The organism is Burkholderia crassaminum, assembly GCF_964265005.1.
Classification (GTDB): domain Bacteria; phylum Pseudomonadota; class Gammaproteobacteria; order Burkholderiales; family Burkholderiaceae; genus Burkholderia.
In genome coordinates this window covers 761,090-787,644 of sequence record NZ_OZ183799.1, presented here as the reverse complement: position 1 = coordinate 787,644, position 26,555 = coordinate 761,090, and the positions used below count along the sequence as shown (strand labels likewise).

The 26,555-nt window shown below is 68.3% G+C and carries 18 protein-coding genes and 1 pseudogene; 15 read left to right on the top strand and 4 right to left on the bottom strand.

Going from position 1 to position 26,555, the window contains the following annotated elements; genetic code table 11:
• Positions 1-110 precede the first annotated feature (110 nt).
• Positions 111-1,133, bottom strand: coding sequence for a heat-inducible transcriptional repressor HrcA (gene hrcA, locus ACPTTF_RS03595; RefSeq protein WP_048242933.1), 1,023 nt, complete (start codon positions 1,131-1,133; stop codon positions 111-113).
• 131 nt (positions 1,134-1,264) lie between these two features.
• Here hrcA and ACPTTF_RS03590 point away from each other — a divergent pair, with 131 nt between their 5' ends.
• Both ACPTTF_RS03590 and recN read left to right on the top strand, forming a co-directional pair.
• Positions 1,265-2,167, top strand: coding sequence for an NAD kinase (locus ACPTTF_RS03590; RefSeq protein WP_423370281.1), 903 nt, complete (start codon positions 1,265-1,267; stop codon positions 2,165-2,167).
• A gap of 19 nt (positions 2,168-2,186) precedes the next feature.
• Entirely contained in the window at positions 2,187-3,836 is a 1,650-nt protein-coding gene (recN, locus tag ACPTTF_RS03585) for a DNA repair protein RecN (protein WP_423370280.1), read from the top strand.
• Between the two features lie 159 nt (positions 3,837-3,995).
• Here the strand turns inward: recN and glnE are convergent, their stop codons facing one another.
• Positions 3,996-6,797 carry a bifunctional [glutamate--ammonia ligase]-adenylyl-L-tyrosine phosphorylase/[glutamate--ammonia-ligase] adenylyltransferase gene (gene glnE, locus ACPTTF_RS03580; RefSeq protein WP_423370279.1) on the bottom strand — a complete coding sequence of 934 codons (2,802 nt, stop codon included), beginning with the start codon at positions 6,795-6,797 and terminating at the stop codon, positions 3,996-3,998.
• A 230-nt stretch (positions 6,798-7,027) separates the two neighbouring features.
• Here glnE and ACPTTF_RS03575 point away from each other — a divergent pair, with 230 nt between their 5' ends.
• The 6 genes from ACPTTF_RS03575 (at position 7,028) to ACPTTF_RS03550 (ending at position 15,914) form a co-directional block, all read left to right on the top strand.
• A complete protein-coding gene (locus ACPTTF_RS03575) occupies positions 7,028-11,233 on the top strand; it encodes a YhdP family protein (RefSeq protein ID WP_423370278.1) in 4,206 nt (1,401 codons plus the stop codon).
• A gap of 51 nt (positions 11,234-11,284) precedes the next feature.
• Positions 11,285-12,112, top strand: coding sequence for a carbon-nitrogen hydrolase family protein (locus tag ACPTTF_RS03570; RefSeq protein ID WP_166956842.1), 828 nt, complete (start codon positions 11,285-11,287; stop codon positions 12,110-12,112).
• Between the two features lie 85 nt (positions 12,113-12,197).
• On the top strand, positions 12,198-13,664 hold the full coding sequence (gene tldD / locus ACPTTF_RS03565) for a metalloprotease TldD (protein ID WP_166956840.1): 1,467 nt from the start codon (positions 12,198-12,200) through the stop codon (positions 13,662-13,664).
• 397 nt (positions 13,665-14,061) lie between these two features.
• Positions 14,062-15,135: a 3-deoxy-7-phosphoheptulonate synthase AroG gene (aroG, locus tag ACPTTF_RS03560; RefSeq protein WP_423370277.1), complete on the top strand. Its 1,074-nt coding sequence runs from the start codon at positions 14,062-14,064 to the stop codon at positions 15,133-15,135.
• A 123-nt stretch (positions 15,136-15,258) separates the two neighbouring features.
• A complete protein-coding gene (locus ACPTTF_RS03555) occupies positions 15,259-15,528 on the top strand; it encodes a type II toxin-antitoxin system Phd/YefM family antitoxin (protein ID WP_089483465.1) in 270 nt (89 codons plus the stop codon).
• Positions 15,525-15,914, top strand: a complete 390-nt coding sequence (locus tag ACPTTF_RS03550; protein WP_423370276.1) for a type II toxin-antitoxin system VapC family toxin — start codon at positions 15,525-15,527, stop codon at positions 15,912-15,914. Before ACPTTF_RS03555 ends, ACPTTF_RS03550 begins: the two co-directional genes overlap by 4 nt.
• A 75-nt stretch (positions 15,915-15,989) precedes the next feature.
• Here ACPTTF_RS03550 and hmpA read toward each other — a convergent pair whose 3' ends face one another.
• Together hmpA and ACPTTF_RS03540 are read right to left on the bottom strand one after the other, a co-directional pair.
• Entirely contained in the window at positions 15,990-17,198 is a 1,209-nt protein-coding gene (hmpA, locus tag ACPTTF_RS03545) for an NO-inducible flavohemoprotein (protein WP_423370275.1), read from the bottom strand.
• 94 nt (positions 17,199-17,292) lie between these two features.
• Positions 17,293-17,844: a cob(I)yrinic acid a,c-diamide adenosyltransferase gene (locus ACPTTF_RS03540; RefSeq protein ID WP_423370274.1), complete on the bottom strand. Its 552-nt coding sequence runs from the start codon at positions 17,842-17,844 to the stop codon at positions 17,293-17,295.
• On the opposite strand from ACPTTF_RS03540, the pseudogene ACPTTF_RS03535 reads away from it, so the two are divergent.
• The 7 genes and pseudogenes from ACPTTF_RS03535 to ACPTTF_RS03505 all read left to right on the top strand — a co-directional run bounded on the left by ACPTTF_RS03535 (position 17,768) and on the right by ACPTTF_RS03505 (position 26,545).
• Positions 17,768-19,427: pseudogene (locus tag ACPTTF_RS03535) on the top strand (FAD-binding oxidoreductase). The gene ACPTTF_RS03540 and the pseudogene ACPTTF_RS03535 overlap by 77 nt on opposite strands.
• A gap of 41 nt (positions 19,428-19,468) precedes the next feature.
• Positions 19,469-20,962 (top strand): FAD-linked oxidase C-terminal domain-containing protein, encoded by a 1,494-nt coding sequence (locus ACPTTF_RS03530; RefSeq protein ID WP_021163857.1) that lies wholly within the window; start codon positions 19,469-19,471, stop codon positions 20,960-20,962.
• 185 nt (positions 20,963-21,147) lie between these two features.
• Entirely contained in the window at positions 21,148-22,236 is a 1,089-nt protein-coding gene (gene glcE, locus ACPTTF_RS03525) for a glycolate oxidase subunit GlcE (protein ID WP_166956828.1), read from the top strand.
• Between the two features lie 7 nt (positions 22,237-22,243).
• Positions 22,244-23,470: a glycolate oxidase subunit GlcF gene (gene glcF / locus ACPTTF_RS03520; RefSeq protein WP_166956826.1), complete on the top strand. Its 1,227-nt coding sequence runs from the start codon at positions 22,244-22,246 to the stop codon at positions 23,468-23,470.
• A 131-nt stretch (positions 23,471-23,601) separates the two neighbouring features.
• Positions 23,602-24,300, top strand: coding sequence for a YggS family pyridoxal phosphate-dependent enzyme (locus ACPTTF_RS03515; RefSeq protein ID WP_423371839.1), 699 nt, complete (start codon positions 23,602-23,604; stop codon positions 24,298-24,300).
• Positions 24,301-24,362: 62 nt separating this feature from the next.
• The gene (proC, locus tag ACPTTF_RS03510; protein ID WP_166956822.1) at positions 24,363-25,175 is read left to right on the top strand and encodes a pyrroline-5-carboxylate reductase; all 813 of its coding nucleotides are present in this window, start codon (positions 24,363-24,365) and stop codon (positions 25,173-25,175) included.
• A 149-nt stretch (positions 25,176-25,324) separates the two neighbouring features.
• A complete protein-coding gene (locus ACPTTF_RS03505) occupies positions 25,325-26,545 on the top strand; it encodes an ISL3 family transposase (RefSeq protein ID WP_423369110.1) in 1,221 nt (406 codons plus the stop codon).
• Positions 26,546-26,555 lie beyond the last annotated feature (10 nt).

Here is a 26,555-nt window from a genome sequence, read left to right as displayed (position 1 = left end):
CTCAATTATAGCGGGCCGCCTCGCGCCGGTCGGCTGGCCGTTCGGCCGACTGTCGGCTCACGCGGTGCCGCGGCACGATGACGGGGCGGGATCGGGCTGGCGATTGCGGGCTACTGCTGGCTCAGCGTGAGCGACAGCAGGCGCGCGGTGATGTCGACGATCGGTATCACGCGGTTGTACGCCATGCGTGTCGGGCCGATCACGCCGAGCGTGCCGACGATCTGCCCGTTCACCTCGTAAGGCGCGGTAACCACGCTCATTTCCTCGATCGGCACGAGCGTCGATTCTCCGCCGATGAAGATCTGCACGCCCTGGGCGTGGCTCGACACGTCGAGCAGTTGCAGGAGGCCCGTCTTTTGGTCGAATACGTCGAACAGCTTGCGCAGCCGGGCCATGTCGGACGAGAGATCCGCCACCTCGAGCAGGTTGCGCTCGCCGGAAATCAGCACGGTGTCCTCGGTGTCAGGCACCTCGGTGCTGGCCGTCACCGCCAGATGCATCAGCGCGGTCATGTCGCCGCGCAACTGGTCGATCTCGTCGCGCAGGCGGCGGCGCACCTCGTCGAACGACAGGCCGGCGAAATGCGCGTTGATGTAGTTGGACGCCTCGGTCAGTTGCGACGGCGAGTAATCGCGCGGCGTCGCGAGCATCCGGTTCTGCACGTCGCCCTCGGGCGTGACGATGATCAGCAGGATGCGCTTGTCCGACAGGCGCATGAACTCGATCTGCTTGAACACGTGGCTGCGGCGCGGCGTCAGCACGACGCCCGCGAACTGCGACAGGTTCGACAGCACGCTCGCGGCGGCCGCCACGACCCGCTGCTGCGGCTCGCCGGCCTGCAGCGTGTTCTGCACCTGCCGCGCGACGGCCTCGGCGTCGATCGGCGTCTCGACCGTCAGCATCGTGTCGACGAACAGCCGGTAGCCGCGCGGCGTCGGCACGCGGCCGGCCGACGTGTGCGGGCTCGACACGAGGCCGAGCTCCTCCAGGTCGGACATCACGTTGCGGATCGTCGCCGGGCTCAGCTCGAGCCCGGAGTAACGGGACAACGTGCGCGATCCGACTGGCTGACCGTCGGCGATATACCGTTCGATCAGGGTTTTCAGGAGGGTTCGTGCGCGAGGATCTAGCATGGTGGAAAATTTTAGCGCAACCGCGCGACCGCGGCGAGTGGCGTCGGCCACCGATGCGCGGGCCGGCCCGATCCGGCCCCGCCAGCGCACAGCCGGTTCTTTTCGTCAACGAGCTATGGTGTAATGCCGGCATGAAAACCGGTAATCAGTTCAACACTGTCGCGCTCGTCGGCCGGAGCAACACGCCCAACATCGTCGAGCCGCTCGCCACGCTGGCCGCCTGCATCGCCAAGCGGGGCTTCGAGGTCGTCTTCGAAGCCGAGACCGCGCGCGAGATCGGCATCACCGGCTACCCGGCGCTGACACCGGCCGAAATCGGGGCGCGCGCCGACGTGGCGGTCGTGCTGGGCGGCGACGGGACAATGCTCGGCATCGGCCGTCAGCTCGCGCCGTACAAGACACCGCTGATCGGGATCAACCACGGGCGGCTCGGCTTCATCACCGATATCGCGGCGGCCGACATGCAGGCGCTCGTCCCGGTGATCCTGTCGGGCAAGTTCGAGCGCGAGGAGCGCTCGCTGCTCGAGGCCCGGATCATGCGCGACGGCGAACCGATCTACCACGCGCTCGCGTTCAACGACGTCGTCGTGAACCGCAGCGGCTTCTCCGGGATGGTCGAGCTGCGCGCATCGGTCGACGGCCGGTACATGTACAACCAGCGTTCGGACGGCCTGATCGTCGCCACGCCGACCGGCTCGACCGCCTACGCGCTGTCGTCGGCCGGCCCGATCCTCCATCCGCAGCTGCAGGGTATCGTGCTCGTGCCGATCGCGCCGCACGCGCTGTCGAACCGGCCGATCGTGCTGCCCGACGATTCGAAAATCGCGATCCAGATCGTCGGCGGGCGCGACGTCAACGTGAATTTCGACATGCAGTCGTTCACCGCACTCGAGCTGAACGACACGATCGAGGTGCGCCGCTCGAAGCACACGGTGCCGTTCCTGCACCCGGTCGGCTACAGCTATTTCTCGACGCTGCGCAAGAAGCTGCACTGGAACGAACACGCCTCGAACGAAGACGACAAGGCGTCCTGACGCCACTCCGCCCGACACCATGCTCCGCCACCTCTCGATCCGCGACTTCGTCATCGTCGCCGCGCTCGATCTCGAATTCGACAGCGGCTTTTCCGTCTTTTCCGGCGAAACCGGCGCCGGGAAATCGATCCTGATCGACGCCCTCGCCCTCGCCCTCGGCGAACGTTCCGACGCGAGCGTCGTGCGCACCGGCTGCGGCCGCGCCGACATCACCGCCGAATTCACGCCGCACGACCGTGTCGCGCGCTGGCTCGACGAACACGCGTTCGACACCGAGGACACCGTGATGCTGCGCCGCGTGATCGATGCGAACGGCCGGTCGCGCGCGTTCATCAACGGCACCAGCGCGACGCTCGCGCAGCTGCGTGAGCTCGGCGAAATGCTCGTCGACATCCACGGCCAGCACGCGCACCAGCTGCTGATGCGGCCCGACGCGCAGCGCGAGCTGTTCGACACGCACGCGGGGCTCGTCGCCGATGCGGCGAACGTCGCGCGCGCGTGGCGCGTGTGGCGCGACGCGACGCAGGCGATCGAGGCCGCGAAGGCGCACGAGCGCGAGCTGCAGCTCGAACGCGAAAAGCTCGCCTGGCAGCTCGCCGAGCTCGACAAGCTCGCGCCGCAGCCCGGCGAATGGGACGAAGTCAGCAACGAGCACAAGCGCCTGTCGCATTCGGCGAACCTGATCGAAGGCGTGCGTGGTGCACTCAACGCGTTGTCCGAGGCCGATGACGCGATGCTCGCGCAGCTCGGCGCGATCGTGTCGAAGCTGCGCAGCCTCGCCGACTACGACACCACGCTCGGCGACGCGCTCGCGTCGCTCGAACCGGCCGAGATCCAGTTGCAGGAAGCCGTCTACTCGCTGTCGCACTATGCGCAGCGCGTCGATCTCGACCCCGAGCGGCTCGCACAGGTCGAAACGCGCCTCGACGCGCTGCACTCGACCGCCCGCAAGTTCCGCTTGCCGCCCGACACGCTGCACGAAGAACACGCGGCACGCCGCGCGCAGCTCGCCGAGCTCGATGCGGCCGCCGATCTCGGCGCGCTCGAGGCGACGCAGGCCAAGGCGCGGGAAACCTATCTCGCCGACGCCAGGCATCTGTCGAAGGCGCGCACGCAGGCCGCCAAGGCGCTCGGCACGGCCGTCACGGCCGGCATGCAGGAACTGTCGATGGCGGGCGGAAGCTTCGAAGTCGCGCTCGTCCCGCTCGCCGACGGCGGCCCGCACGGGCTCGAGCAGGTCGAATTCCGGGTCGCCGGGCACACCGGCGTGCCGTTGCGGCCGCTCGCGAAGGTTGCGTCGGGCGGCGAGCTCGCGCGGATCAGCCTCGCGCTCGCGGTGATCGCCAGCGCGGCCAGCCCGACGCCAACGCTGATCTTCGACGAAGTCGATACGGGGATCGGCGGCGGCGTCGCCGAAGTGGTCGGCCGCCTGCTGCACCAGCTCGGGCGCGATCGCCAGGTGCTGTGCGTGACGCACCTGCCGCAGGTTGCCGCGCGTGGCGACCACCACTTCCAGGTTGCGAAGGGCGCCGACGACCGCGGCGGCACGGTGTCGACGGTCGTCGCGCTCGACCGCGCCAACCGGATCGAGGAAGTCGCGCGGATGCTCGGCGGGCTCGAGATCACGGCCACGACGCGCAAGCACGCGAAGGAAATGCTGGCGGCCTGACGCGGCTGCCCGTTACCCGTTTGTCGAATGCAAAAAGACCGGCGCGTGCGCCGGTCTTTTTTTCGCAGGAAGCGGTCACTTGCGCCCGCCGGCCCCGCCCCGTCGAATCGGATGTCCGATTCGAATGCCGGATCCGAACAGCGGATTCAAACGACAGATTCAAACGTCCGCTTCAACCGCCCCGAACACGCGCGTCCACAGCGCCGTCACGGCTGCCCGCTCGTCGGCCACCACGGCCGGATCGACCCGCGCCTTCTCCATCCCGTCGAGCCGCAGCTTGTGCTGCAGCTTCCGGTACTTCCGGTATGCCGCGCCGACGCGCTCGGCCTCGTCCTCGCCCATCAGCCCGAAGCGCGCGACCTCGCGCAGCAGCGCGATGTTGCCCGTGTTGCGGATCAGCTCGGCGTCGCTCGACGCGTGCAGCAGCACCCAGTACTGGACGATGAACTCGATGTCGACCATCCCGCCGCGATCGTGCTTCAGGTCGAACAGCTCGGTCTGGTTCGGATGGCCGGCAAACACCTTGCCACGCATGTCGACGATCTCCTTCGCGAGCACGCCGCCGTCGCGCGGCGTCGTCAGCACCTGCTGGCGGATCGCCTCGAAATCCTCGCCGATCTGCGCATCGCCCGCGCTGTAGCGGGCACGCGTCAGCGCCTGGTGCTCCCACACCCACGCCGTGTTCGCGGCATCGCCCTCACGCAGCTGGTAGCGACGGAACGCATCGAGATCGGTGACGAGCAGCCCGGCCTCGCCGTTCGGCCGCAGTCGCAGATCGATGTCAAACAGCGCGCCGGCACCGGTCGCCGTGGTGAGCCACGTGATGAGCCGCCGCGTGAAGGTCGTGTAGACGTCCGCCGAGCGCTCGTCGGGGTCGTCGTACAGGAAGATCAGGTCGAGATCCGACGCGTAGCCGAGCTCCTTGCCGCCCAGCTTGCCGTATGCGATCACCGCGAACTTCGGCACGTCGCGATGGCGCTTCGCAAGCTGCGACCAGACGACCTCGATCGTCACGTCGAGCACCGCGTCGGCCAGCTCGGACAGCCGGTCGCTCACATGCTCGACCGACAGTTGCCCGGCGAGGTCGATCAGCAGGATCCGGAACACCTCCGCGTGCTGTGCATGGCGCAGCAGGTCCATCTGCTGCTCGGGGCCGTCGGCTGCCGCTAGGCGCGCGCGCAGCGCGTCCTTGAACGCGGGCCAGTCGAACGGGCTCGCGATCGCCTCGTCGTCGAGCAGCTCGTCGAGCAGTTGCGGGTGGCGGATCAGGTAGCCGCCGCCCCAGCGCGTCGCGCCGAGCACCGACAGCACGCGGTCGAGCGCGGCCGGATATTCGGTCAGCAGCGCGAGATAGACGCCGCGCCGGCTGACCGTCTCGAGCAGGTCGAACAGGCGCACGATCGTGTCGTCGCGGCGCGCGGCATCGATCTTCGGCGCGGCGTCGAGCGCCCGCTGCGCGACGCTGTCGAAGCGCTGCCGGCTCTTTTCCGGCAGCCCCGTGTAGCGCGACGATTGCCAGATCGCGCGCAGCCGCGCGAGCACGGTGGCCGGATCGGCAAAGCCCAGGCCGTCGAGACGCGCGACCAGCGCGTCGTCCTCGCCGTCGTCGGCCAGCGCGCCGCTCCAGATCCACGCGGCTGCCGTGTCGTCGCCGGCCGCACACGGGGCACCGCTCACCTTGTCGGCGAAAATCTGGTGGAACTGCGCCTCGACGAAGGTCCGGTGGCCGTCCAGCACCGTCATCAGCGCCGCATAGTCGGCAAAACCGAGCGACGCAGCCAGCGCCGCGCGTTCATCCGGTTCGACCGGCATCGCGTGCGTCTGCGCGTCGTTGCGGTACTGCAGCCGGTGCTCGAGCGTGCGCAGGAAGTTGTAAGCATCGGACAGGCGTGCACGCACGTCCTCGCCGATCAGCCCGCGCGCCTGCGCATGGCGCAGCACCGCGAGCGTCGGCCGCACGCGGAATTCCGCATCCTGGCCGCCGCGGATCAGCTGGAATACCTGCGCGCTGAACTCGATCTCGCGAATCCCGCCGCGCCCGAGCTTGATGTCGTCGGCCTTGTCGGGGCGCATCGACGCGCGGCGCGCGGCTTCCTGCCGGATCTGCTGGTGCAACGAGCGGATCGCACCGATCACGCCGAAGTCGAGATAGCGGCGATACACGAACGGCTTGACGATCGACTCGAGCTCCGACTCCAGCCGTCGCGCCGCATCGCTGTCGCCTTCCGACACGAGCCGCCCCTTGATCCACGCATAGCGCTCCCACTCGCGCCCCTGCACGTAGAAATACTCCTCGAGCATCCCGAGGCTGCAGACGAGCGGCCCCGAATCGCCGTTCGGGCGCAGCCGCATGTCGACGCGAAACACGTAGCCGTCGGCCGTGACCTCGGACAGCACGCCGATCAGGCGCCGGCCGAGCCGCGTGAAGTATTCCTGCGTCGACAGCGGCGCGCGGGTGCCGCCGGTCGTCTCGCCGTCGTCCTCGTAGACGAAGATCAGGTCGATGTCCGACGACACGTTCAACTCGCGGCCGCCGAGCTTGCCCATCCCGACCACGCCGAGCACGACGCGCTGGCCGTCGGCACCGCGCGGCTCGCCGTACAGCGCCTCGAGCTCGGCCGACAACAGCGCGAGCGAGCGCTGCACGGCCACTTCGGCAAGATCGGTCATCGCGCCTGTCACCTCGGCGACGTCGGCCAGCCCGCGCAGGTCGCGCTCCGCGACCGCGCCGAACGCCTCGGCCCGCAGTTGCCGCAACGCGCGCTTCAGTTGCTCCTCGGTCGGCGCGGCCGTGCCGGCCGGCGTCGCGAGCAGTTCAGTGAGGCGCGCGTCGAGCTGCGCGCGACCGAGCGGCGCGGCAGCCCACGCGGCCACCTGGTCGGCGAGCGCGGGTCGCGCGGCGGCCGCTCGGGCCAGGTAACGGGAATAGGACGTGCAGATCAGGGCGGAAGCGTCGGTCATCGAGAAGCGGGCCTGGCGGAAAGGCCGGCCGGCGCGGGCCGGCGCGTGCGCGCCCCGCTGCCGACCGGCCTCATGAACTCGGCGCGGCATCGCGGGACGCACGTGCGTCCGTCGCGAAACCGCGCGCCGGAAAGCCCGTGCCGCGCTGCCGCAACGGCCGCCGGCACGAACCCGTGTGATACATTTCAACGTCAGTCTGCAAAACTACCATATCGCCGCCCGTCCGCCGCATGTCCGACCGTCAGGAATCCGCCGTAGCTGCGCCCGAAGCGGGACCTCCGAAGCACGATCATCCGGTCCTGCGTCGCGTGTTCAGGGTGACGCTGGCAGTCGGGATCGGCACCTACTTTGTCGCGTCCGGCGCGTTCCTCGGGCTGCGCTACGTACTGCTGCCCCGCATCGACGAATTCCGCCCGCGCATCGAGCGCGCGGTGTCCGACAAGCTCCACGCGCAGCTTTCGATCGGCAAGCTTTCCCCGAACTGGTCCGGCATGCAGCCGGGCGTCGAACTCACGAACCTGACGATCCGCGGCCGCGACGGCAAGGTCGCGCTGTCGGTGCCGCATGCGACCGCCGCGCTGTCGTGGATGTCGCTGCTGCGGCTGGCGCCCGCGCTGTCGAGCCTGGTCGTCGACCAGCCCGACCTCGTCGTCGCGCGCGCGGCCGACGGCTCGCTGAGCATCGCGGGCGTCGGCGTGGCAACCACCCACGGCGGCAACGATACGTTCGGCACGTGGCTGCTGAAGCAGGAAGCGATCGTGCTGCGCGGCGGCACGCTGCGCTGGCGCGACGCGCAGCACGACGCACCGGAGCTCGTGCTGTCGGGCATCCGGCTCGCGGTGCTCAACGACGGCCGCGTGCACAAGGCCGCTCTGCAGGCGCCCGCGAACGGCACGCTGCTGCTCGGCCCGCTCGATTTCCGCGCGCGCTTCACGCACAAGCCGCTCGCACCGGTCGGCAAGCCGTCGAACTGGACGGGCGACGCATACCTGTCGACGGGCCCGGTCGACCTGCAGACGCTGGGGCGCTACCTCGACATGCCGCTCACGATCCACGCGGGACGGATCGACAACGCGATCTGGGCAACCTTCAGCGACGGCCACCTGCATTCGGCGGGCGGTGACCTGCAGGGCGCGGACGTCGCGCTGCGCGTGCGCCCGACGCAGCCGCGGCTCGACGTGCCGACGGTCGGCTTCGGCTGGGACATGCAGCTCGATGCCGGCCACGACTACACGCTGCACCTGACGCGCTTCAACGCGGAGCTCGGCCAGCCGCCGCTACCCGACGGCACACCGCTCGCCCGCTCGCTCGCGCTATCGACGCTGACGGCCCGCTACCGTGTACCGACCGCCAGCCAGGGGCAGCTGTTGAGCATCGTCGGCGACCGCGTCGACCTCGGCATCCTCAGCGAGTTCATTCGCGGGCTGCCGCTGCCGGCGCGCCTGCGCAACGAGCTGATCAAGATCGACCCGCGCGGGATGGTGTCGAACTATCACATCGAGGTCGAACGCGCGAAGCCTGCGCGGGCCGAACTCGCCGACGAGGAGCGGCGCACGGGCGCCGCGCCGATCGTCCGCTACCGTTTCCTCGCCGATCTGCAGGGCATCAGCTTCGCCGCGCAGGAGCCGCCGCCCGGCCTGTCGCCGCGCGGCCACCCGCGGGCCGGCTGGCCGGGTGTCGAGAACCTGTGGGGCCGCGTCGATGCGAGCGAGACGGGCGGCAGCGCGCATTTCGACACGGTCAACGCGGCCGTCACGGTGCCCGGCGAGTTCGACGAGCCGCGCCTGACGTTCGACCGGCTGCGCGGCAACGTCAAATGGGCGATCACGCCCGCGCCCGGCGACAAGCACGCGCGCGTCGACGTGACGCTGCCCGACCTGCTCGTCTCGAACCCCGATGCCGAAATCGCGGTGTCCGGCTCGTACACGAACCCCGGCCACGGCCGCGGCACGCTCGACCTGCGCGCCGATTTCGCCCGCGCGTCGGTGGCACGCATTCCGCGCTACCTGCCGACCGGGATGTCCGAACACCTGCGCGACTATCTCGGCCACGCGCTGCAGGACGGCCAGGTGACCAAGGGCGCGTCGATCGTCGCCCACGGCCCGCTCGAGAAATTCCCGTTCGAACACGAGCCGGACGCCGGCGTGTTCCACATCGTCGCGCCGTTCACCGGCGGCCGCTTCGAACCGACGCCGTATCCGCCGCGCAAGCTCGCGAACGGCACGCCGAGCGTCTGGCCGGCGCTCGACGGAATCGACGGCGTGTTCGAGCTCACGCAGAACAAGCTGCGCTTCGACATCGACCGCGCGCACTACAAACGCGTCGCGCTGACGAAGGTCGCGGGCCGCATCGACGATCTCGGCAACCCGACCCACTCACCGCTCATCATCGACGGCCATGCACAGGGCCCGCTGGCCGACCTGATCGACTACGCGGACAACAGCTCGCTCGGCACGATGAGCGGGCATATCGGCCAGCGGATCGATGCGCAGGGGCCCGCGTCGCTCGCGCTCAAGATCACGATTCCGCAGCACGTCGCGCATCCGCACACGCACATCGAAGGCGCGCTCGCGTTCGGCGGCAACACGCTGACGACCAGCGGCGTGCCGCCGCTGTCCGCGCTGCGCGGCAGTGTCCGGTTCACCGAGGCCGGCGCGTCGCTGCACGATCTGTCGGGACGCTTCCTCGGCGGCCCGGTGCGCGCGAACGGCAACTTCCAGTCGCACGGCCCGTACACGGTGAACGTCGACGGCCGGCTCGCGCTCGACGCCGCGCGCGGCCTGAATCTGCACGGCCCGGCGGCCGCGCTGCTCGAGCACGTGGTCGGCGACGCCCCGTACAAGGTCGACGTGCGCGGCGCGCCGGGCCGCCTGCCCGATATCAGCGCGCATTCCGACCTGACCGGTGTCGCGCTGCACTTCCCCGCACCGTTCGCGAAGGCGGCCGGCACGCCGATGCCGTTCAGCTTCACGCTGCAGCCTGCGCCGCAGGCGGACGGCAAGCGCCTCGAGCACGCCGACCTGACGCTCGGCCCCGTATCCGCGACCTACCTGCTCGACGCCACGCGCGGCCAGCCGCTGCGCGCGGTGCGCGGCGCGATCGGCGTCCACCGGATGCCCGACATGCCGCAGGACGGCGTGAGCGCAGCCGTCGACGTCAACGAACTGGACGCCGATGCGTGGCTCGCGCTTGCCCATACGCTGAAACCGGACACGCCGCGCGCGCAGGAGCCGCAGGCCGCGCCGCGCGTCGATGTCGCGAGCTTCGCGCCGAAGCGCTTCGCGTTCCATTTCGGCACGCTGAAGCTGCTCAAGCGCAACTGGGAAAACGTGATCGTCGGCGCGTCGCACGTCGACGAGCTCTGGCAGGCGAACATCGCGTCGAACCAGGTGTCGGGCTACCTGTCGTGGGCGCCGGGTGGCGGCCACAATGGTGCGGGCGTGCTGAACGCGCGCCTCGCGAAGCTCGTGATTCCGGACAGCGCGCAGCACGACCTCGTCGGCCGCGCGATGAACCTGCCGACGCCGACCGACCGCCCGATGCCGTCGATCGACCTGATCGTCGACCAGGTCGTCGCACGCAACCACGACATCGGCCGCCTCGTCGTCAACGCGCGCAATATCGACGAAGCCGGCACGCCGGTCTGGCAGCTCGACAAGCTGGAGCTGTCGAACCCGGCCGCGAAGCTGACGGCGACCGGCAACTGGCGCACGTCGCGCCGTGCGCTCGCCCGCGGCACCGATGAAAACGATGCGCCGCGCCGCACCGTGTTCGACTTCAAGCTCGACATTGACAACGCGGGCGCACTGCTCGACCGTGTCGGCCTGCCGCGCACGCTCGCGGACGGCCACGGCACGGTCACCGGCAAGGTCGGCTGGCGCGGCGGCCCGACCGCGCTCGACTTCCCGTCGCTCGGCGGCCAGATCGCGCTCGACCTCGAACACGGCCAGATCCTGAAGGTCGATCCGGGCGCGGCGAAACTCCTCGGCGTGCTGAGCCTGCAGAGCCTCGCACGCTTCCTGACGCTGAATTTCCGCGACGTGATCGGCAAGGGGCTGCCGTTCGACAAGATCACGGGCACCGGCCAGATCTCGAACGGGATCGCCCGCACCGACGACTTCTCGATGATGACGGGGCCGGCGAACGTCACCGTGCGCGGCGCGGTCGATCTCGGCACCGAGACGCAGGACCTGCATGCACACGTCGCGCCGAAAATCAGCGCCGGCGCAGCCGCGATCGGGGCGGCCATCATCAACCCGCTGCTCGGCGTCGGCGTGCTGGCCGCGAACTACGCGCTGTCGGAGACGCTGTCGCGCGCGTTCGCGCTCGACTACACGATCACCGGCTCGTGGGCGCACCCGCACATCGAGCGGGTGCGGGGCGATCAGGGTAAGATGAATCACGGTCCGGCCGATGCGGCGAACCCGAATCATTGAGCCGCGCATGGCGCCGGGCCGCACCCCATTTATGATGCAACCGATCCCGCGATGACCGACCACACCCGTTCCGCCACACCCTTCCGGGTCGCCGCGCTGCAGATGGTGAGCACGCCGGACGTCACACGCAATCTCGCCGAAGCGCGCCGCCTGATCGCGGAAGCCGCCGGCGAAGGCGCACAGCTCGTGCTGCTGCCCGAGTATTTCTGCTTCATGGGCCATCGCGACACCGACAAGCTCGCGCTCGCCGAGCCGTATCAGGACGGCCCGATCCAGCGCTTCCTCGCGGACGCCGCGCGCCGCCACGGCATCTGGGTGATCGGCGGCACGCTGCCGCTGAAGGCGCCCGAGCCCGATCGCGTGCTGAACACGACGCTCGTGTTCGATCCGTCCGGCAACGAAGCCGCGCGCTACGACAAGATCCACCTGTTCAACTTCGAGAAAGGCGACGAGTCGTTCGACGAGGCGCGCACGATCCGCGCGGGCGAGTCGGTCGTCGCGTTCGACGCGCCGTTCGGGCGGGTCGGCCTGTCGGTCTGTTACGATCTGCGCTTTCCGGAGCTGTATCGCAGGATGGGCGACTGCGCGCTGATCGTCGTACCGTCAGCGTTTACGTATACGACGGGCCGCGCGCATTGGGAAATGCTGCTGCGCGCGCGGGCCGTCGAGAACCAGTGCTACGTGCTCGCGGCCGCGCAAGGCGGCAAGCACGAGAACGGCCGGCGCACCTGGGGCCACAGCATGCTGATCGACCCGTGGGGCGAGATCGTCGCGGTTCGCGACGTGGGCGCAAGCGTCGTGCTCGGCGCGATCGATCCGCAGCGCATCGCCGACGTTCGCCAGAGCCTGCCCGCGTGGCGGCACCGCGTGCTGACCTGAATTCGCCGCGCCGCTTGAAACGCCGCGCGGCCAACCCATCTGCCCAGAAGCACCCGACAACTTTTTGAGAAACCCCGATATCCGCATGAACATCATCGAACCCGGCATCCGCAACCTCGCGCTGGCGAAGGACATCCTGCTCACGCCGTACGGCCTCGACGAAAGCCTGCTCACGCGCACGATCGCCGACATCTTCACGCATCGCGTCGACTACGCGGACCTGTACTTCCAGGCGACCCGCAGCGAAGCGTGGAGCCTCGAGGAAGGCATCGTCAAATCGGGCAGCTTCAGCATCGACCAGGGCGTCGGCGTGCGTGCGGTCGCGGGCGACCGCACCGCGTTCGCGTACTCGGACGACCTGTCCCCGGAAGCGATCGCGCAGGCGGCCGCGGCCACCAAGGCGATCGCGGCGGCCGGCGGCGGCCGCCAGAAGATCAAGGCGGCCACGACGCTGAAGGGCATCTCGGGCCGCGACCTGTACCTGCCGTCCGATCCGCTCGCGTCGCTCGACGCGACGGCCAAGGTCAAGCTGCTCGAGCGCATCGAACAGATGGCGCGCGGCCGCGACCCGCGCGTCACGCAAGTGATGGCGGGCCTCGCCGGCGAATACGACGTCGTGCTGGTCGCGCGCAGCGACGGTGCGCTCGCGGCCGACATCCGCCCGCTCGTGCGCGTATCGGTCACGGTGATCGCCGAGCAGAACGGCCGCCGCGAGATCGGCTCCGGCGGCGGTGGCGGCCGCTTCGACTACGGCTACTTCACCGACGAAGTGCTGTCGCGCTACGTCGACGACGCCGTGCATGCGGCGCTCGTGAACCTCGACGCACGCCCCGCGCCGGCCGGTGCGATGACGGTCGTGCTCGGGCCGGGCTGGCCGGGCGTGCTGCTGCACGAGGCGATCGGCCACGGGCTCGAAGGCGACTTCAACCGCAAGGGTTCGTCCGCATTCGCGGGCCGGATCGGTGAGCGGGTTGCCGCGAAGGGCGTGACCGTCGTCGACGACGGCACGCTGCCGAACCGCCGCGGCTCGCTGAACATCGACGACGAAGGCAACCCGACGCAGTGCACGACGCTGATCGAGGACGGCATCCTGAAGGGCTACATCCAGGACACGCTGAACGCACGCCTGATGAAGATGCCGGTCACCGGCAACGCGCGGCGCGAGTCGTATGCGGCGCTGCCGATGCCGCGCATGACGAACACGTACATGCTGAACGGCGACAAGGATCCGCAGGAAATCATCGCGTCGGTGAAGAACGGCCTGTACGCGGTGAACTTCGGCGGCGGCCAGGTCGACATCACGAACGGCAAGTTCGTGTTCTCGGCATCCGAGGCGTACATGATCGAGAACGGCAAGATCACCTACCCGGTCAAGGGTGCGACGCTGATCGGCAGCGGTCCCGAATCGCTGAAATACGTGAGCATGATCGGCAACGACATGTCGCTCGACACGGGCGTCGGCGTGTGCGGCAAGGAAGGCCAGAGCGTGCCGGTCGGCGTCGGCCAGCCGACCCTTCGGATCGACAAGATGACGGTCGGCGGTACGGCATAACCGCATCGCAACGCAGACATTTCGCGCATTTTGAAGAAAACGCGCGGAATGTCCGCATTTTCGACGTTTCCCGGTTGCCAGCCGCCCGGCGACGGGGTATAAATTCCGAATCAACTTTTTTGACGAACCGAATCTCCGTCATGTCCGCCAAGTTTTATTTTTACTTTTTTTGGTATCTCAGACCGCTGGCGGATCGAGAGGGTTGATGGCGCGTAAAGCGCAACCGAAATTCCCGAAAAAACCGCCGGCGAACCCGGCGGTTTTTTTTCGCCCTTCGCCACCCGGTTGCCGCCGCAGCGGTCCCGCGGCCCCGACCGAAACCACTGAATCGCTTGAATTGATGAATCTGCCGCACGCCCACTGATCGAACGGCGCCCGGAACTCTAGGAGAAACAGCATGCCCCCGCACAACACCGACGACGTCCGCATTCGCGAACTCAAGGAACTGACGCCGCCCGCCCACCTGATCCGTGAATTCGCGTGCTCCGAAGCCGCGTCCGAGCTGATCTACAACTCGCGCCAGTCGATGCACCGCATCCTGCACGGGATGGACGACCGGCTGATCGTCGTCGTCGGGCCGTGCTCGATCCATGACACGAAGGCGGCGATCGAGTACGCGGGCCGGCTCGCGAAGGAGCGCGAGCGCTTCAAGGGCGAACTGGAAATCGTGATGCGCGTGTACTTCGAGAAGCCGCGCACGACGGTCGGCTGGAAGGGCCTCATCAACGATCCGCACCTCGACAACAGCTTCAAGATCAACGAAGGGCTGCGCACCGCGCGCGAGCTGCTGCTGCAGATCAACGAGATGGGGCTGCCGGCCGCGACCGAATACCTCGACATGATCAGCCCGCAATACATCGCCGACCTGATCTCGTGGGGCGCGATCGGCGCGCGCACGACGGAATCGCAGGTGCACCGCGAGCTCGCATCGGGGCTGTCGTGCCCGGTCGGCTTCAAGAACGGCACCGACGGCAACGTGAAGATCGCGGTCGACGCGATCAAGGCCGCGTCGCAGCCGCACCATTTCCTGTCGGTGACGAAGGGCGGCCATTCGGCGATCGTGTCGACGGCCGGCAACGAGGACTGCCACGTGATCCTGCGCGGCGGCAAGGCGCCGAACTACGACGCGGACAGCGTGAACGCCGCCTGCGCGGACATCGGCAAGGCCGGCCTCGCCGCACGCCTGATGATCGACGCGAGCCACGCGAACAGCTCGAAGAAGCACGAGAACCAGATCCCCGTCTGTGCCGACATCGGCCGCCAGATCGCGGCTGGTGACGCCCGCATCGTCGGCGTGATGATCGAGTCGCACCTCGTCGAGGGGCGCCAGGACCTGAAGGAAGGCTGCGAACTGACCTACGGCCAGAGCATCACCGACGCGTGCATCGCGTGGGACGACAGCGTGAAGGTGCTCGAAGGCCTCGCGGAATCGGTGAAGGCGCGCCGCGTCACGCGCGGCAGCGGCAACTGACGAACGCGAACCGGCTGGCCACATGGCCCCGCCCGGCGACGGGTTGGCCATGCGGCCAGCCTGCGGTCGTCGCGCCGCTCTGCTGGACTAGCTAACGTTACCTAGCTAACCAAGGGAACGCCCATGCCGACCGTCAACATGCACGATGCCAAGTCGCGGCTCTCAAGCCTCGTCGAAGCGCTTGAATTGGGGCGCGAATCCGAAGTCGTCATCGCCCGCAACGGTCATCCGGTCGCCCGGATCGTTCCTTATGCCGCGCCGAAGCGGATCGGTGCAGCCCGTCAGTTGCTTGCCGGGTTGAACATCCCCACGACCGTCGAGGCATTCAATGCCGGCGATGAATCGATCGCCGCCGACTTCGATGCCAGCTCGGAACAGGGACTCGCCCCGTGAAGCTGCTGCTCGACACGCACATCGCACTATGGGCGGCTGAAGGCGCGCCTCAACTTTCTGCGACTGCGGCCGCGTTAATCGAACATCCCGAAAGCACGCTGTACGTCAGCGCCGCGTCCATCTGGGAAATTACGATCAAATACCGCAAAGGCGATCTGCCGGTCCATCCGCGCGATGCACGTTCGGCATTCCGACTCGCAGGCTTTGCGGAGTTGCCGATCAGCAGCGATCACGTCGAAGGCGTCGCCGCACTGCCGGATTTTCCGGATCATGCCGATCCGTTCGACCGCGTGATGGTCGCTCAGGCACTCCATGAAGGCATGCCGCTCATCAGCGCCGATGCCAAAATATGGCGCTACCACGCCACGCTGATGCTGCGCGCATGACGCTCTGTGCGAAACAAAACCAAAGCCCGGCTCGCGCCGGGCTCTTTCATGAATCGCACGTCTTGCGTGCGGGCATCACTCGAGCGCGCCCGAACCGAAGATCTCGGTGTTGATGCGTTCCGGCGCGACGCCGAGCGCGGCCAGCGCATCGCGCTGTGCCTTCATGAACGCGATCGGACCGCAGACGTAGTAGTCGGCGTCCGGCACCAGCGCGTAGTGCTGCATGCGTTCCGACGTGAGGCGCCCTTCCAGGTCGTGGTCGATGCCGACGCGATCGTTCGGGCCGACCAGCTCGTACAGCACCGTCCGCTTGACGTTCGCATGCGTGCGCACCGTGTCGTTCAGCCAGTCGCGGAACGCATGCACCGCGCCCGAACGGCATGCATGGACGAACCGCACTTCACGCGGGCTGCCTTCCTCGACCAGCGTCGACGCCATCGACACCATCGGCGTCAGGCCAACGCCGCCGGAGATCAGCACGACCGGCGTCCCGACGCCACGCTTCAGCGAGAATTCGCCCATCGGCGCAGTCACCTCGACGATCGCGCCCTCTTCCACGCCGTCGTGCATCAGCGTCGACACCTTGCCGGCCGGAATGACTTCCGGCTTGCCGGCTTCGCGCTTCACCGAGATGCGCAGCCACTTGCCGTGCGGCGCATCGGACAGGCTGTACTGGCGCGGCTGGTCAACACCGAGATCGCCGACGAAACGCTTTACCGTGACGTACTGGCCCGGCTCGAAGGTCGGCGCCGCACCGCCGTCGGCGGGCGTCAGGTAGAACGACGTGATCTCGTCGCTCTCGCGCACCTTGCGCGCGACCTTGAACGGACGGAACCCGCTCCAGGCGGCGCCCGCGTACAGGTCGGCCTCGGCGCCGATCAGGATCTGCGCGAGCTGGCCGTACGCCACGCGCCATGCCTCGAGCGTGTCGGCGTCGACCGCGTCGCCAAGCACTTCGACGATCGATGCGAGCAGGTTCTCGCCGACGATCGGGTAATGCTCGGGGCGGATGTTCAGACTCGCGTGCTTGTGCGCGATGTGCGACACCGCCCCGCCCAGCGCACCGAGATTGTCGATGTTCGCCGCATACGCATAAACGGCCTTCGCGAGCGTTTCCGGCTGGCTGCCGGTCTTCTGGTGTGTCTGGTTGAACAGGTTCTTCAGTTCCGGATGGCGCGCGAACATGCGCTGGTAGAAGTGCTTCGTGATCGTCGCGCCGTGCACGGCGAGGACAGGGGCAGTGGCCTTCACGCGAGCCATCTGGTCAGCGGTGATGTGGGTCATGTTCGTTCTCCGTTAAACATGCACATACGATACATCTTTAAAAAATCGATGGCCCTCGGGCAAATTGTCGCAGTGCGATAAAGGGGGCGAAGCGTCAGCGGATACGGCCGCGTTCCCACAGCACGTCCGATCCGCCGTCGGTGCGGTTCAGCACGCGCGCCAGCACGAACAGCAGGTCCGACAGCCGGTTCACGTAGCGTCGCGGCGCATCATTGAGCGTTTCGGTGCGCCCGAGCGCGACGATCGAACGCTCGGCACGGCGGCACACGGTTCGACAGACGTGCGCGAGCGACGCCGCGCGCGAGCCGGCCGGCAGGATGAATTCCTTCAGCGGCGGCAGCGTCGCGTTGTAGTCGGCGAGCCAGCGGTCGAGACGCGCGAGATGCGTGTCGTCGAGCACGGTATGGCCGGGAATGCACAATTCGCCGCCGAGATCGAACAGGTCATGCTGGATCGTCACGAGCGCCGTGCGGATATCGTCCGCCAGCGTTTCGGCGAGCAGCACGCCGAGATTCGAGTTCAGCTCGTCGACGTCGCCGATCGCGGCAATCCGCGTATCGTCCTTGCCGATGCGCCGGCCGTCGCCGAGGCCAGTGGTGCCGTCGTCGCCCGTGCGTGTGGCGATCTTGCTCAAGCGGTTGCCCATGCGGATGTCCTCTCGTGCGCGGCCGCGACGCGGCCCGGTTGCGTTCGAACGCGATTATCGCAGCCCGCGGCGGCGGGCGCAGCGGGCGTTACAGCGTAGAATGGGCCGAAACCCTGCAGCACGGGAGCCGGGTGGGCGCCGACGCGCTCACCCGGATCGACAAGGAGACGTTCGTGAATCACCCAGCCGCGCCGGCCGCCACGCGCCGCCCCCTTCCACCCGCCATGCTCGATGCGCTGCGCGCCGCCTTCGGCGAGCGCGTGTCGACCGCCGACGCCGTCCGCGCGCACCACGGCCGCGACGAATCGCCGTTCGACCCGCAACTGCCCGACGCCGTCGTGTTCGCGCACAGCGCGGACGACGTGCGCGAGGTCGTGTCGCTGTGCTCGCTGTACAGCGTCCCGCTGATCCCGTACGGCGCCGGCTCGTCGCTCGAAGGCCACCTGCTCGCGGTGCGCGGCGGTGTATCGCTCGACCTGTCGGAAATGAACCGCGTACTGTCGATCAACGCCGAAGACCTGACCGTGACGGTCGAGCCGGGCATCACGCGCAAGGCGCTCAACGAAGCGCTGCGCGACACCGGCCTGTTCTTCCCGATCGACCCGGGCGCCGACGCGAGCATCGGCGGGATGACCGCCACACGCGCGTCGGGCACCAACGCCGTGCGCTACGGCACGATGCGCGAGAACGTGCTCGGCCTGACCGCCGTGCTCGCCGACGGCCGCGTGGTGAAAACCGGCTCGCGCGCCCGCAAGTCGTCGGCCGGCTACGACCTCACGCGCCTGTTCGTCGGCTCCGAAGGCACGCTCGGCGTGATCACCGAGATCACGCTGCGCCTGCATCCGCTACCCGAAGCCGTATCGGCCGCGATCTGCACGTTCCCGTCGATGGGCGACGCGGTGCGCACCGTGATCGAGACGATCCAGATCGGCGTGCCGATCGCGCGCGTCGAATTCGTCGATGCGCTCGCCGTGCGCTCGATCAACCGCCATTCGAACCTGACGCTCACCGAAGCGCCGACGCTGTTCTTCGAATTCCACGGCACCGAGGCCGGCGTGAAGGAACAGGCCGAACTCGTGCAGGCGCTCGCCGGCCAGAACAATGGCCAGGGCTTCGAATGGGCGACCCGGCCCGAAGACCGCACGCGCCTCTGGGCCGCGCGCCACAACGCGTATTTCGCGATGCTGCAGTTGAAACCCGGCTGCCGCGCGGTGACAACCGACGTCTGCGTGCCGATCTCGCAGCTCGCCGCGTGCGTCGAGGAAACCGAAGTCGACCTGCGCGCATCGTCGCTGCCCTGCCCGATCGTCGGCCACGTCGGCGACGGCAATTTCCACGTCGCGATCCTGATCGACCCCGACAAGCCCGAGGAAATCGCCGAAGCGGAACACATCAACGACCGGATCGTCGAGCGCGCGCTGCGCCTCGGCGGCACCTGCACGGGCGAGCACGGCGTCGGACTGCACAAGATGCGCTTCCTGCCGAAGGAGCACGGCGACAATGCGATCGACACGATGCGGGCGATCAAGCTCGCGCTCGATCCGCGCAACCTGATGAATCCGGGCAAGATTTTCACGTGCTGAGACGGCGGCGCGATGCCGCGCCGCCTGCTGCAGGAGACCCAATGAACGCTCCCGTCGAACTGTCGAGCGCGGCACGCGCGCAGCGCCAGCGTGAAGTCGTGCAGGCGCTGATGGCCGTGCTGCCGACGCACTGCTTGCTGTACCGCGACGAAGACACGGCGCCGTACGAATGCGACGGCCTGTCCGCGTACCGCCGCCTGCCGCTCGCGGTCGCGCTTCCCGAAACGGAATCGCAGGTGCAGCGGATCGTGCAGATCTGCCGCCGCATGGAGGTGCCGATCGTGCCGCGCGGCGCGGGCACGAGCCTGTCGGGCGGCGCGTTGCCGATCGCGCTCGGCGTCGTGCTGTCGCTTGCCCGCTTCACGCGCATCGTCGAAGTCGATCCTTACGCGCGCACGGCAACCGTGCAGCCCGGCGTGCGCAACCTCGCGATCTCGGAGGCCGCCGCGCCGTACGGCCTGTATTACGCGCCCGATCCGTCGTCACAGATCGCGTGCACGATCGGCGGCAACGTCGCGGAGAATTCCGGCGGCGTCCACTGCCTGAAATACGGGCTGACCGTGCACAACGTGATGCGCGTGCGCGCGGTGACGATCGACGGCGAAATCGTCGAGTTCGGCTCGCTCGCACTCGACATGCCGGGCCTCGACCTGCTCGCCGTGATGATCGGCAGCGAAGGGATGTTCGCGATCGTCACCGAGGTCACGGTGAAGCTGATCCCGAAGCCGCAAACGGCCCAGCTCGTGATGGCGAGCTTCGACGACGTCGTCAAGGGCGGCGAGGCCGTGGCGGCGATCATCGCGTCGGGCATCATCCCGGCCGGACTCGAAATGATGGACAAGCCGGCCACGCAGGCCGTCGAGGCGTTCACGCACGCGGGCTACGACCTCGATGCGAAAGCGATCCTGCTGTGCGAATCGGACGGTACGCCGGAAGAGGTCGCGGAAGAGATCGTGCGGATGACGGCCGTGCTGCGCGAGCATGGCGCGACGCGCATCCAGGTATCGCGCAACGAACACGAGCGGCTGCGCTTCTGGTCGGGCCGCAAGAATGCGTTCCCGGCCGCCGGCCGCATTTCGGCCGACTACTACTGCATGGACGGCACCGTGCCGCGCCGCGCGATCGGCCCGCTGCTCGCGCGCATCGAGCAGCTCGAGACGCGCTACGGGCTGCGCTGCATCAACGTGTTCCACGCGGGCGACGGCAACATGCATCCGCTGATCCTCTACAACGCGAACGATCCGGACGAACTGCACCGCGCCGAGCAGTTCGGCGCGGAAATCCTCGAATGCTGCGTGGAATTCGGCGGCAGTGTGACGGGCGAGCACGGCGTCGGCATCGAGAAGCTCAATTCGATGTGCGTACAGTTCTCGCCGCAGGAGCGCGATGCATTCTTCGCGGTCAAGCGCGCATTCGATCCGGCAGGGCTGCTGAACCCGGACAAGGGCATCCCGACCCGCGCGCGCTGCGCCGAGTACGGTCGCCAGCACGTGCGCGGCGGGCTGCTGCCGCACCCCGACCTCCCGCGCTTCTGAGCGCTGCGCGCGGTACCGCGGCCCGTGCCGGCAGCGGGCACGCGGCGGACGAACGCGCCCGCGCGCCCGTTCGTGCGGCGGCGCAGGCATGCGGCCTGCAATACTGGGCTTAGGGATAGTCGCGATGTGGAATCGCGCCACCCCGGTACAATCGACCGAACAACAAGTCGAGGCAGCAACACAACATGGAAGAGGACGACATCGTCGCCGGATGGGCCGAGCGCATCCGCGCCGCCAGTGCCGACGGCCACCCGCTGCGGATTCGCGGCGGCGGCACCAAGGACTGGTACGGCCAGGCGCTCGAGGGCGAAATTCTCGACACACGCGCGTTTCAGGGCGTCGTGTCGTACGACCCGGCCGAACTCGTCGTCACGGTCCGCGCGGGCACGCCGCTCGCGCAGCTTGAAACCGTCCTCGCCGAGTGCGGCCAGATGCTGCCGTTCGAGCCGCCGCACTTCGGCCGCGCGGCCACCGTCGGCGGCTGTGTCGCGGCCGGCCTCGCGGGCCCGCGGCGTGCCACCTGCGGTGCACCGCGCGATTTCATGCTCGGCGTCACGCTGATGAACGGCCGCGGCGAAATGCTGCGCTTTGGCGGCCAGGTCGTGAAGAACGTCGCCGGCTACGACGTGTCGCGGCTGATGGCCGGCGCGCTCGGCACGCTCGGGCTGATGCTCGACCTGTCGATCAAGGTGCTGCCGATGCCGGTGGCCGAAGTCACGCTGAAGTTCGAGATGACCGCGACCGACGCGGTGCGCAAGCTCAACGAATGGGGCGGCCATCCGCTGCCGGTCAGCGCGAGCGCGTGGCGCAACGGCACGCTCGTGCTGCGCCTGTCGGGCGCCGAAGCGGCCGTGAAATCCGCGAAGACGCTGCTCGGCGGCGAAGTCGTCGACGCGGTCGAGGCCGAGCGCTTCTGGGCCGGCCTGCGCGAGCATACCGACCCGTTCTTCCACGGTATCCCGCCCGGCTATGCGCTGTGGCGCCTCGCGCTGCCGTCGATCACCGAACCGATGCACCTGCCCGGCACCCAGTTGATGGAATGGGGCGGCGCGCAGCGCTGGTGGATCACCGACGCCGATGCGCAAACCGTGCGGATGAGCGCCAAGCAGGCCGGCGGCCACGCGACGCTGTTCCGTGCGGGCGACGCGTACGACCGCAGCGCGGGCGTGTTCACGCCGCTCCCCGCCCCGATGATGAAAATCCACCGCGGGTTGAAAGCCGCGTTCGATCCCGCGCGCATCTTCAACCGCGGCCGGCTCTACCCCGATCTCTGAGGGCTCGATGCAAACGAACCTCGCCGATTTCATCCGCAATACGCCCGACGGCGACGAGGCCGACGCGATCTTGCGCAAGTGCGTGCATTGCGGGTTCTGCACCGCGACCTGCCCGACCTACCAGTTGCTCGGCGACGAACTCGACGGCCCGCGCGGCCGCATCTACCTGATCAAGCAAATGGTCGAAGGCGCGCCCGTCACGCGCAGCACGCAGCAGCACCTCGACCGCTGCCTCACGTGCCGCAGCTGCGAGACGACCTGCCCGTCCGGCGTCCAGTACGGCCGGCTCGTCGAGATCGGCCGCAAGCACGTCGAGGCGCAGGTGAAGCGCCCCGTGCAGCAGCGTCTCGTGCGCCGCGTGCTCGCGAGCCTTGTGCCGAACGCCGCGCTGTTCTCGCCCGTGATGCGGCTCGGCCAGCACGTGCGTCCGCTGCTGCCGAAGCGGCTGCGCGACAAGGTGCCGCCGCGCACGCGGCTGCTCGAATGGCCGCACCTCACGCATACGCGCAAGATGCTGATGCTCGGCGGCTGCGTGCAGCCGTCGATGCTGCCGAACATCAACATCGCGACCGCGCGCGTGCTCGACGCGCTCGGCATCGAGACCGTCGTCGCACCCGATGCGGGCTGCTGCGGCGCGATCCGCCTGCACCTGAACTATCACGACGAAGCGCTCGACGACGCGCGCCGCAACATCGACGCGTGGTGGCCCCATGTCGAACAGGGCGTCGAGGCGATCGTGATGAACGCATCGGGCTGCGGCGCGACGGTGCTCGAATACGCGCACCTGCTGCGCGACGACCCGGCCTACGCGGAAAAGGCGCAGCGCATCGTGTCGCTGACGCGCGACATCTCCGACGTGCTGCTTGCGTTCGAGGCCGAGCTCGCGACGCTTGCGCGGCGCCGTGCGATCCATACGGTCGCGTACCACCCGCCATGCACGCTGCAGCACGGCCAGCAGTCGCGCGGCAAGGTCGAACGCCTGCTCGAGACGCTCGGCATCGACGTGCGGCTGCCGGCCGACAGCCATCTGTGCTGCGGCTCGGCCGGCACCTATTCGCTGACGCAGCCGTCGCTGTCGTACCGGTTGCGCAAGCAGAAGCTGCTGAAGCTGCAGGCGCTCGAACCCCAGATGATCGTCTCCGGCAACGTCGGCTGCATCGCGCACCTGCAGAGCGGCACGCAGATTCCGGTGGCCCACTGGATCCAGCTCGTCGAGCATCTGCTGTATGGCTAGGGCCTGTTCGCGCGAATGACGGGCGGGCCCCGGGTCTCGCGCGCGGCGTCCGTATAATGAGCGGATCGATGCGCCGCGTATCGCGGCGCATCGGCTTCATGCCTGCTTCCGTGCCTGCTTTCGTGCCCGTCATGTCCGATCTCGCCGCCCGCCTCGAATCCGTTCATCGCCGCATCGCCGACGCCGCCCGCGCGGCCGGCCGCGATCCCGCCACCGTATCGCTGCTCGCCGTCTCGAAGACGTTTCCCGCCACCGACGTGCGCGCCGCGCATGCGGCCGGGCAGCGTGCCTTCGGCGAAAACTACGTGCAGGAATCGATCGACAAGATCGACACGCTCGCCGACCTGCGCGCGGACCTCGAATGGCATTTCATCGGGCCGCTGCAATCGAACAAGACACGCCCCGTCGCCGAACGCTTCGACTGGGTCCATTCGGTCGACCGGCTGAAGATCGCGCAGCGCCTGTCGGAACAGCGCCCAGCGCACCTGCCGCCGCTCAACGTGTGCGTGCAGGTGAACATCAGCGGCGAGGCGTCGAAGAGCGGCGTCGCGCCGGCCGACGTGGCCGAGGTCGCGCGCGCGATCGCCGCGCTGCCGTCGCTGCGGCTGCGCGGCCTGATGGCGATTCCCGAACCGGCCGGCGACACCGAAGCGCAACGCACGCCGCATCGCGCACTGCGCGCGCTGTTCGACACGTTGCGCGCCGACGGCCTGCCGCTCGACACGCTGTCGATGGGCATGTCCGCCGATCTCGACGCCGCCGTGCTCGAAGGCGCGACGATCGTGCGCGTCGGCACCGCGATCTTCGGCGCGCGCGATTACTCGCACTGAACGCCGCGCCCTTTTCCGCCCTTTTCCGACTTCCCGTTCACTCACTTGCTCATTCGGACACCATGAAAATCGCATTCATCGGCGGCGGCAACATGGCCGCGGCCCTGATCGGCGGCCTGATCAAGCGCGGCGTCGCCGCTGACGGCCTGTATGCCATCGACGTCAACGAAGAGGTGCGCGCGCGCGCCGCGCAGCAGTTCGGCATCCGCACCGGCGCGGCCGTCGACGCGACGCTCGCCGACTACGACGCGGTCGTGCTCGCGGTGAAGCCGCAAGTGCTGAAGGACGTCGCACAGGCGCTCGCGCCGCACCTGAAGTCGCAGCTCGTGATCAGCATCGCGGCCGGCATCCGCGGCAGCGATCTCGCGCGCTGGCTCGGCGATTACGCACGCATCGTGCGCACGATGCCGAACACGCCCGCGCTGGTCGGCATGGGCGTGACGGGCCTCGCCGCGCTGCCGGGTGTCGATGCGGCGGGCCGCGAACTCGCGTCGAACGTGCTCGGCGCGGTCGGCGAGATCGTGTGGTTCGACGACGAGTCGAAGCTCGATGCCGTCACGGCCATTTCGGGCAGCGGCCCCGCGTACGTGTTCTATTTCATCGAAGCACTGCAGGAAGCCGCGCGCCAGCTCGGCATGAACGACGAACAGGGCCGCGCGCTCGCGGTCGCGACGTTCACGGGCGCCGCGCAACTCGCCGCGCAATCGGGCGAGCCGGCGAGCGTGCTGCGCGAGCGCGTGACGTCGAAAGGCGGCACGACGGCCGCCGCGCTCGCATCGTTCGACGCGCAAGGCGTGAAGGATGCGATCGTGCGCGGCGCGCTCGCAGCCGAAGCGCGTGCGAAGGAAATGGGCGACGAGCTCGGACGCGCGTAAGCGCCGCGACCGCCCGGGTTTCCCTTCCGGCACCGGCAACAAAAAAGCGGCCGAGGCCGCTTTTTTTTGGTTCATCGCAGGAAACCGTGGAGCCTTGGAGAGCGATTGCGTAACCTGATGCCTGACTTTATGGAGGTCAGGAGGAAGAATTGCTCGATCGCAAGGCACTTCAGGCACTGGGTTGCTGGACAGGCTATCGGCTGGAGCGGGTGGAGTGGCCGGCGGGTGAAAAGCGCACGCTGTCGCTGTACTTGAAGCCGGTCAGCAAGGTCATGTACTGCGAGCAATGCGGAGCGCGTTGCCAGCAGATTCATGAAACGACGGTGCGGCGCGTGCGCGATCTGCCGCTGTTCGAGTATCGGGTGGTACTGCATGTCCCCCGTCGCCGAGTCTGGTGCGAACGCTGCGGCGGGCCGAGGCTGGAGAAGCTGGACTGGCTGGGCCGCTACCAGCGAGTGACTGAGCGATTCGCCAAGGCCTGCGAGAAGCTGCTGCAAGCGGCCAGCGTGCAGGCGGTAGCCGCCTTCTACGACCTGGGCTGGCATACAGTCAAATCGATCGACAAGATGCGCTTGCGCGCACGCGTGGCCGAGCCGGACTGGTCGACGATCCGCTATCTGGCGATGGACGAGTTCGCGCTACATAAAGGCCATCGCTACGCCACGGTGGTGGTCGATCCGATCGGCCGGCAAGTGCTCTGGATCGGACAGGGGCGCTCTCGCGAGACGGCCAGGGCCTTCTTCGAACAACTTCCCGCGGGCGTCGCCGAGCGCATCGAAGCGGTCGCGATCGACATGACCACGGCCTACGAGTTGGAGATCAAGGCGCAGTGTCCACAAGCCGAGGTGGTCTACGACCTGTTCCACGTCGTCGCCAAGTACGGGCGCGAGGTCATCGATCGGGTGCGCGTTGATCAGGCCAATCAGTTGCGCCACGACCGGCCGGCCCGGAAGGTTCTGAAGTCCAGTCGCTGGCTGCTGCTGCGCAACCGCCGCAACCTGAAGCAGGAACAGGCCGTGCATCTGAAGGAACTGCTGGCCGCCAATCAGCCGTTGCTGTGCGTCTACGTGCTACGCGACGAACTCAAGCGGCTCTGGTTCTACCAGAAGCCAGCTTGGGCGCAAAAAGCCTGGGAGCAATGGATCGAGCAAGCCCGGCAAAGCGGGATTGCCGCGCTGCAACTGTTTGCGCAGCGTCTGCAGAGTTACTGGCACGGAATCCTCGCCCGCTGCCGCCATCCGCTCAATACCAGCGTCGTCGAAGGCATCAACAACACCATCAAGGTCATCAAACGCAGGGCCTACGGGTACCGCGACGAGGAATACTTCTTCCTTAAGATCCGCGCCGCGTTCCCCGGTAATCCTCGATGAACCTTTTTTT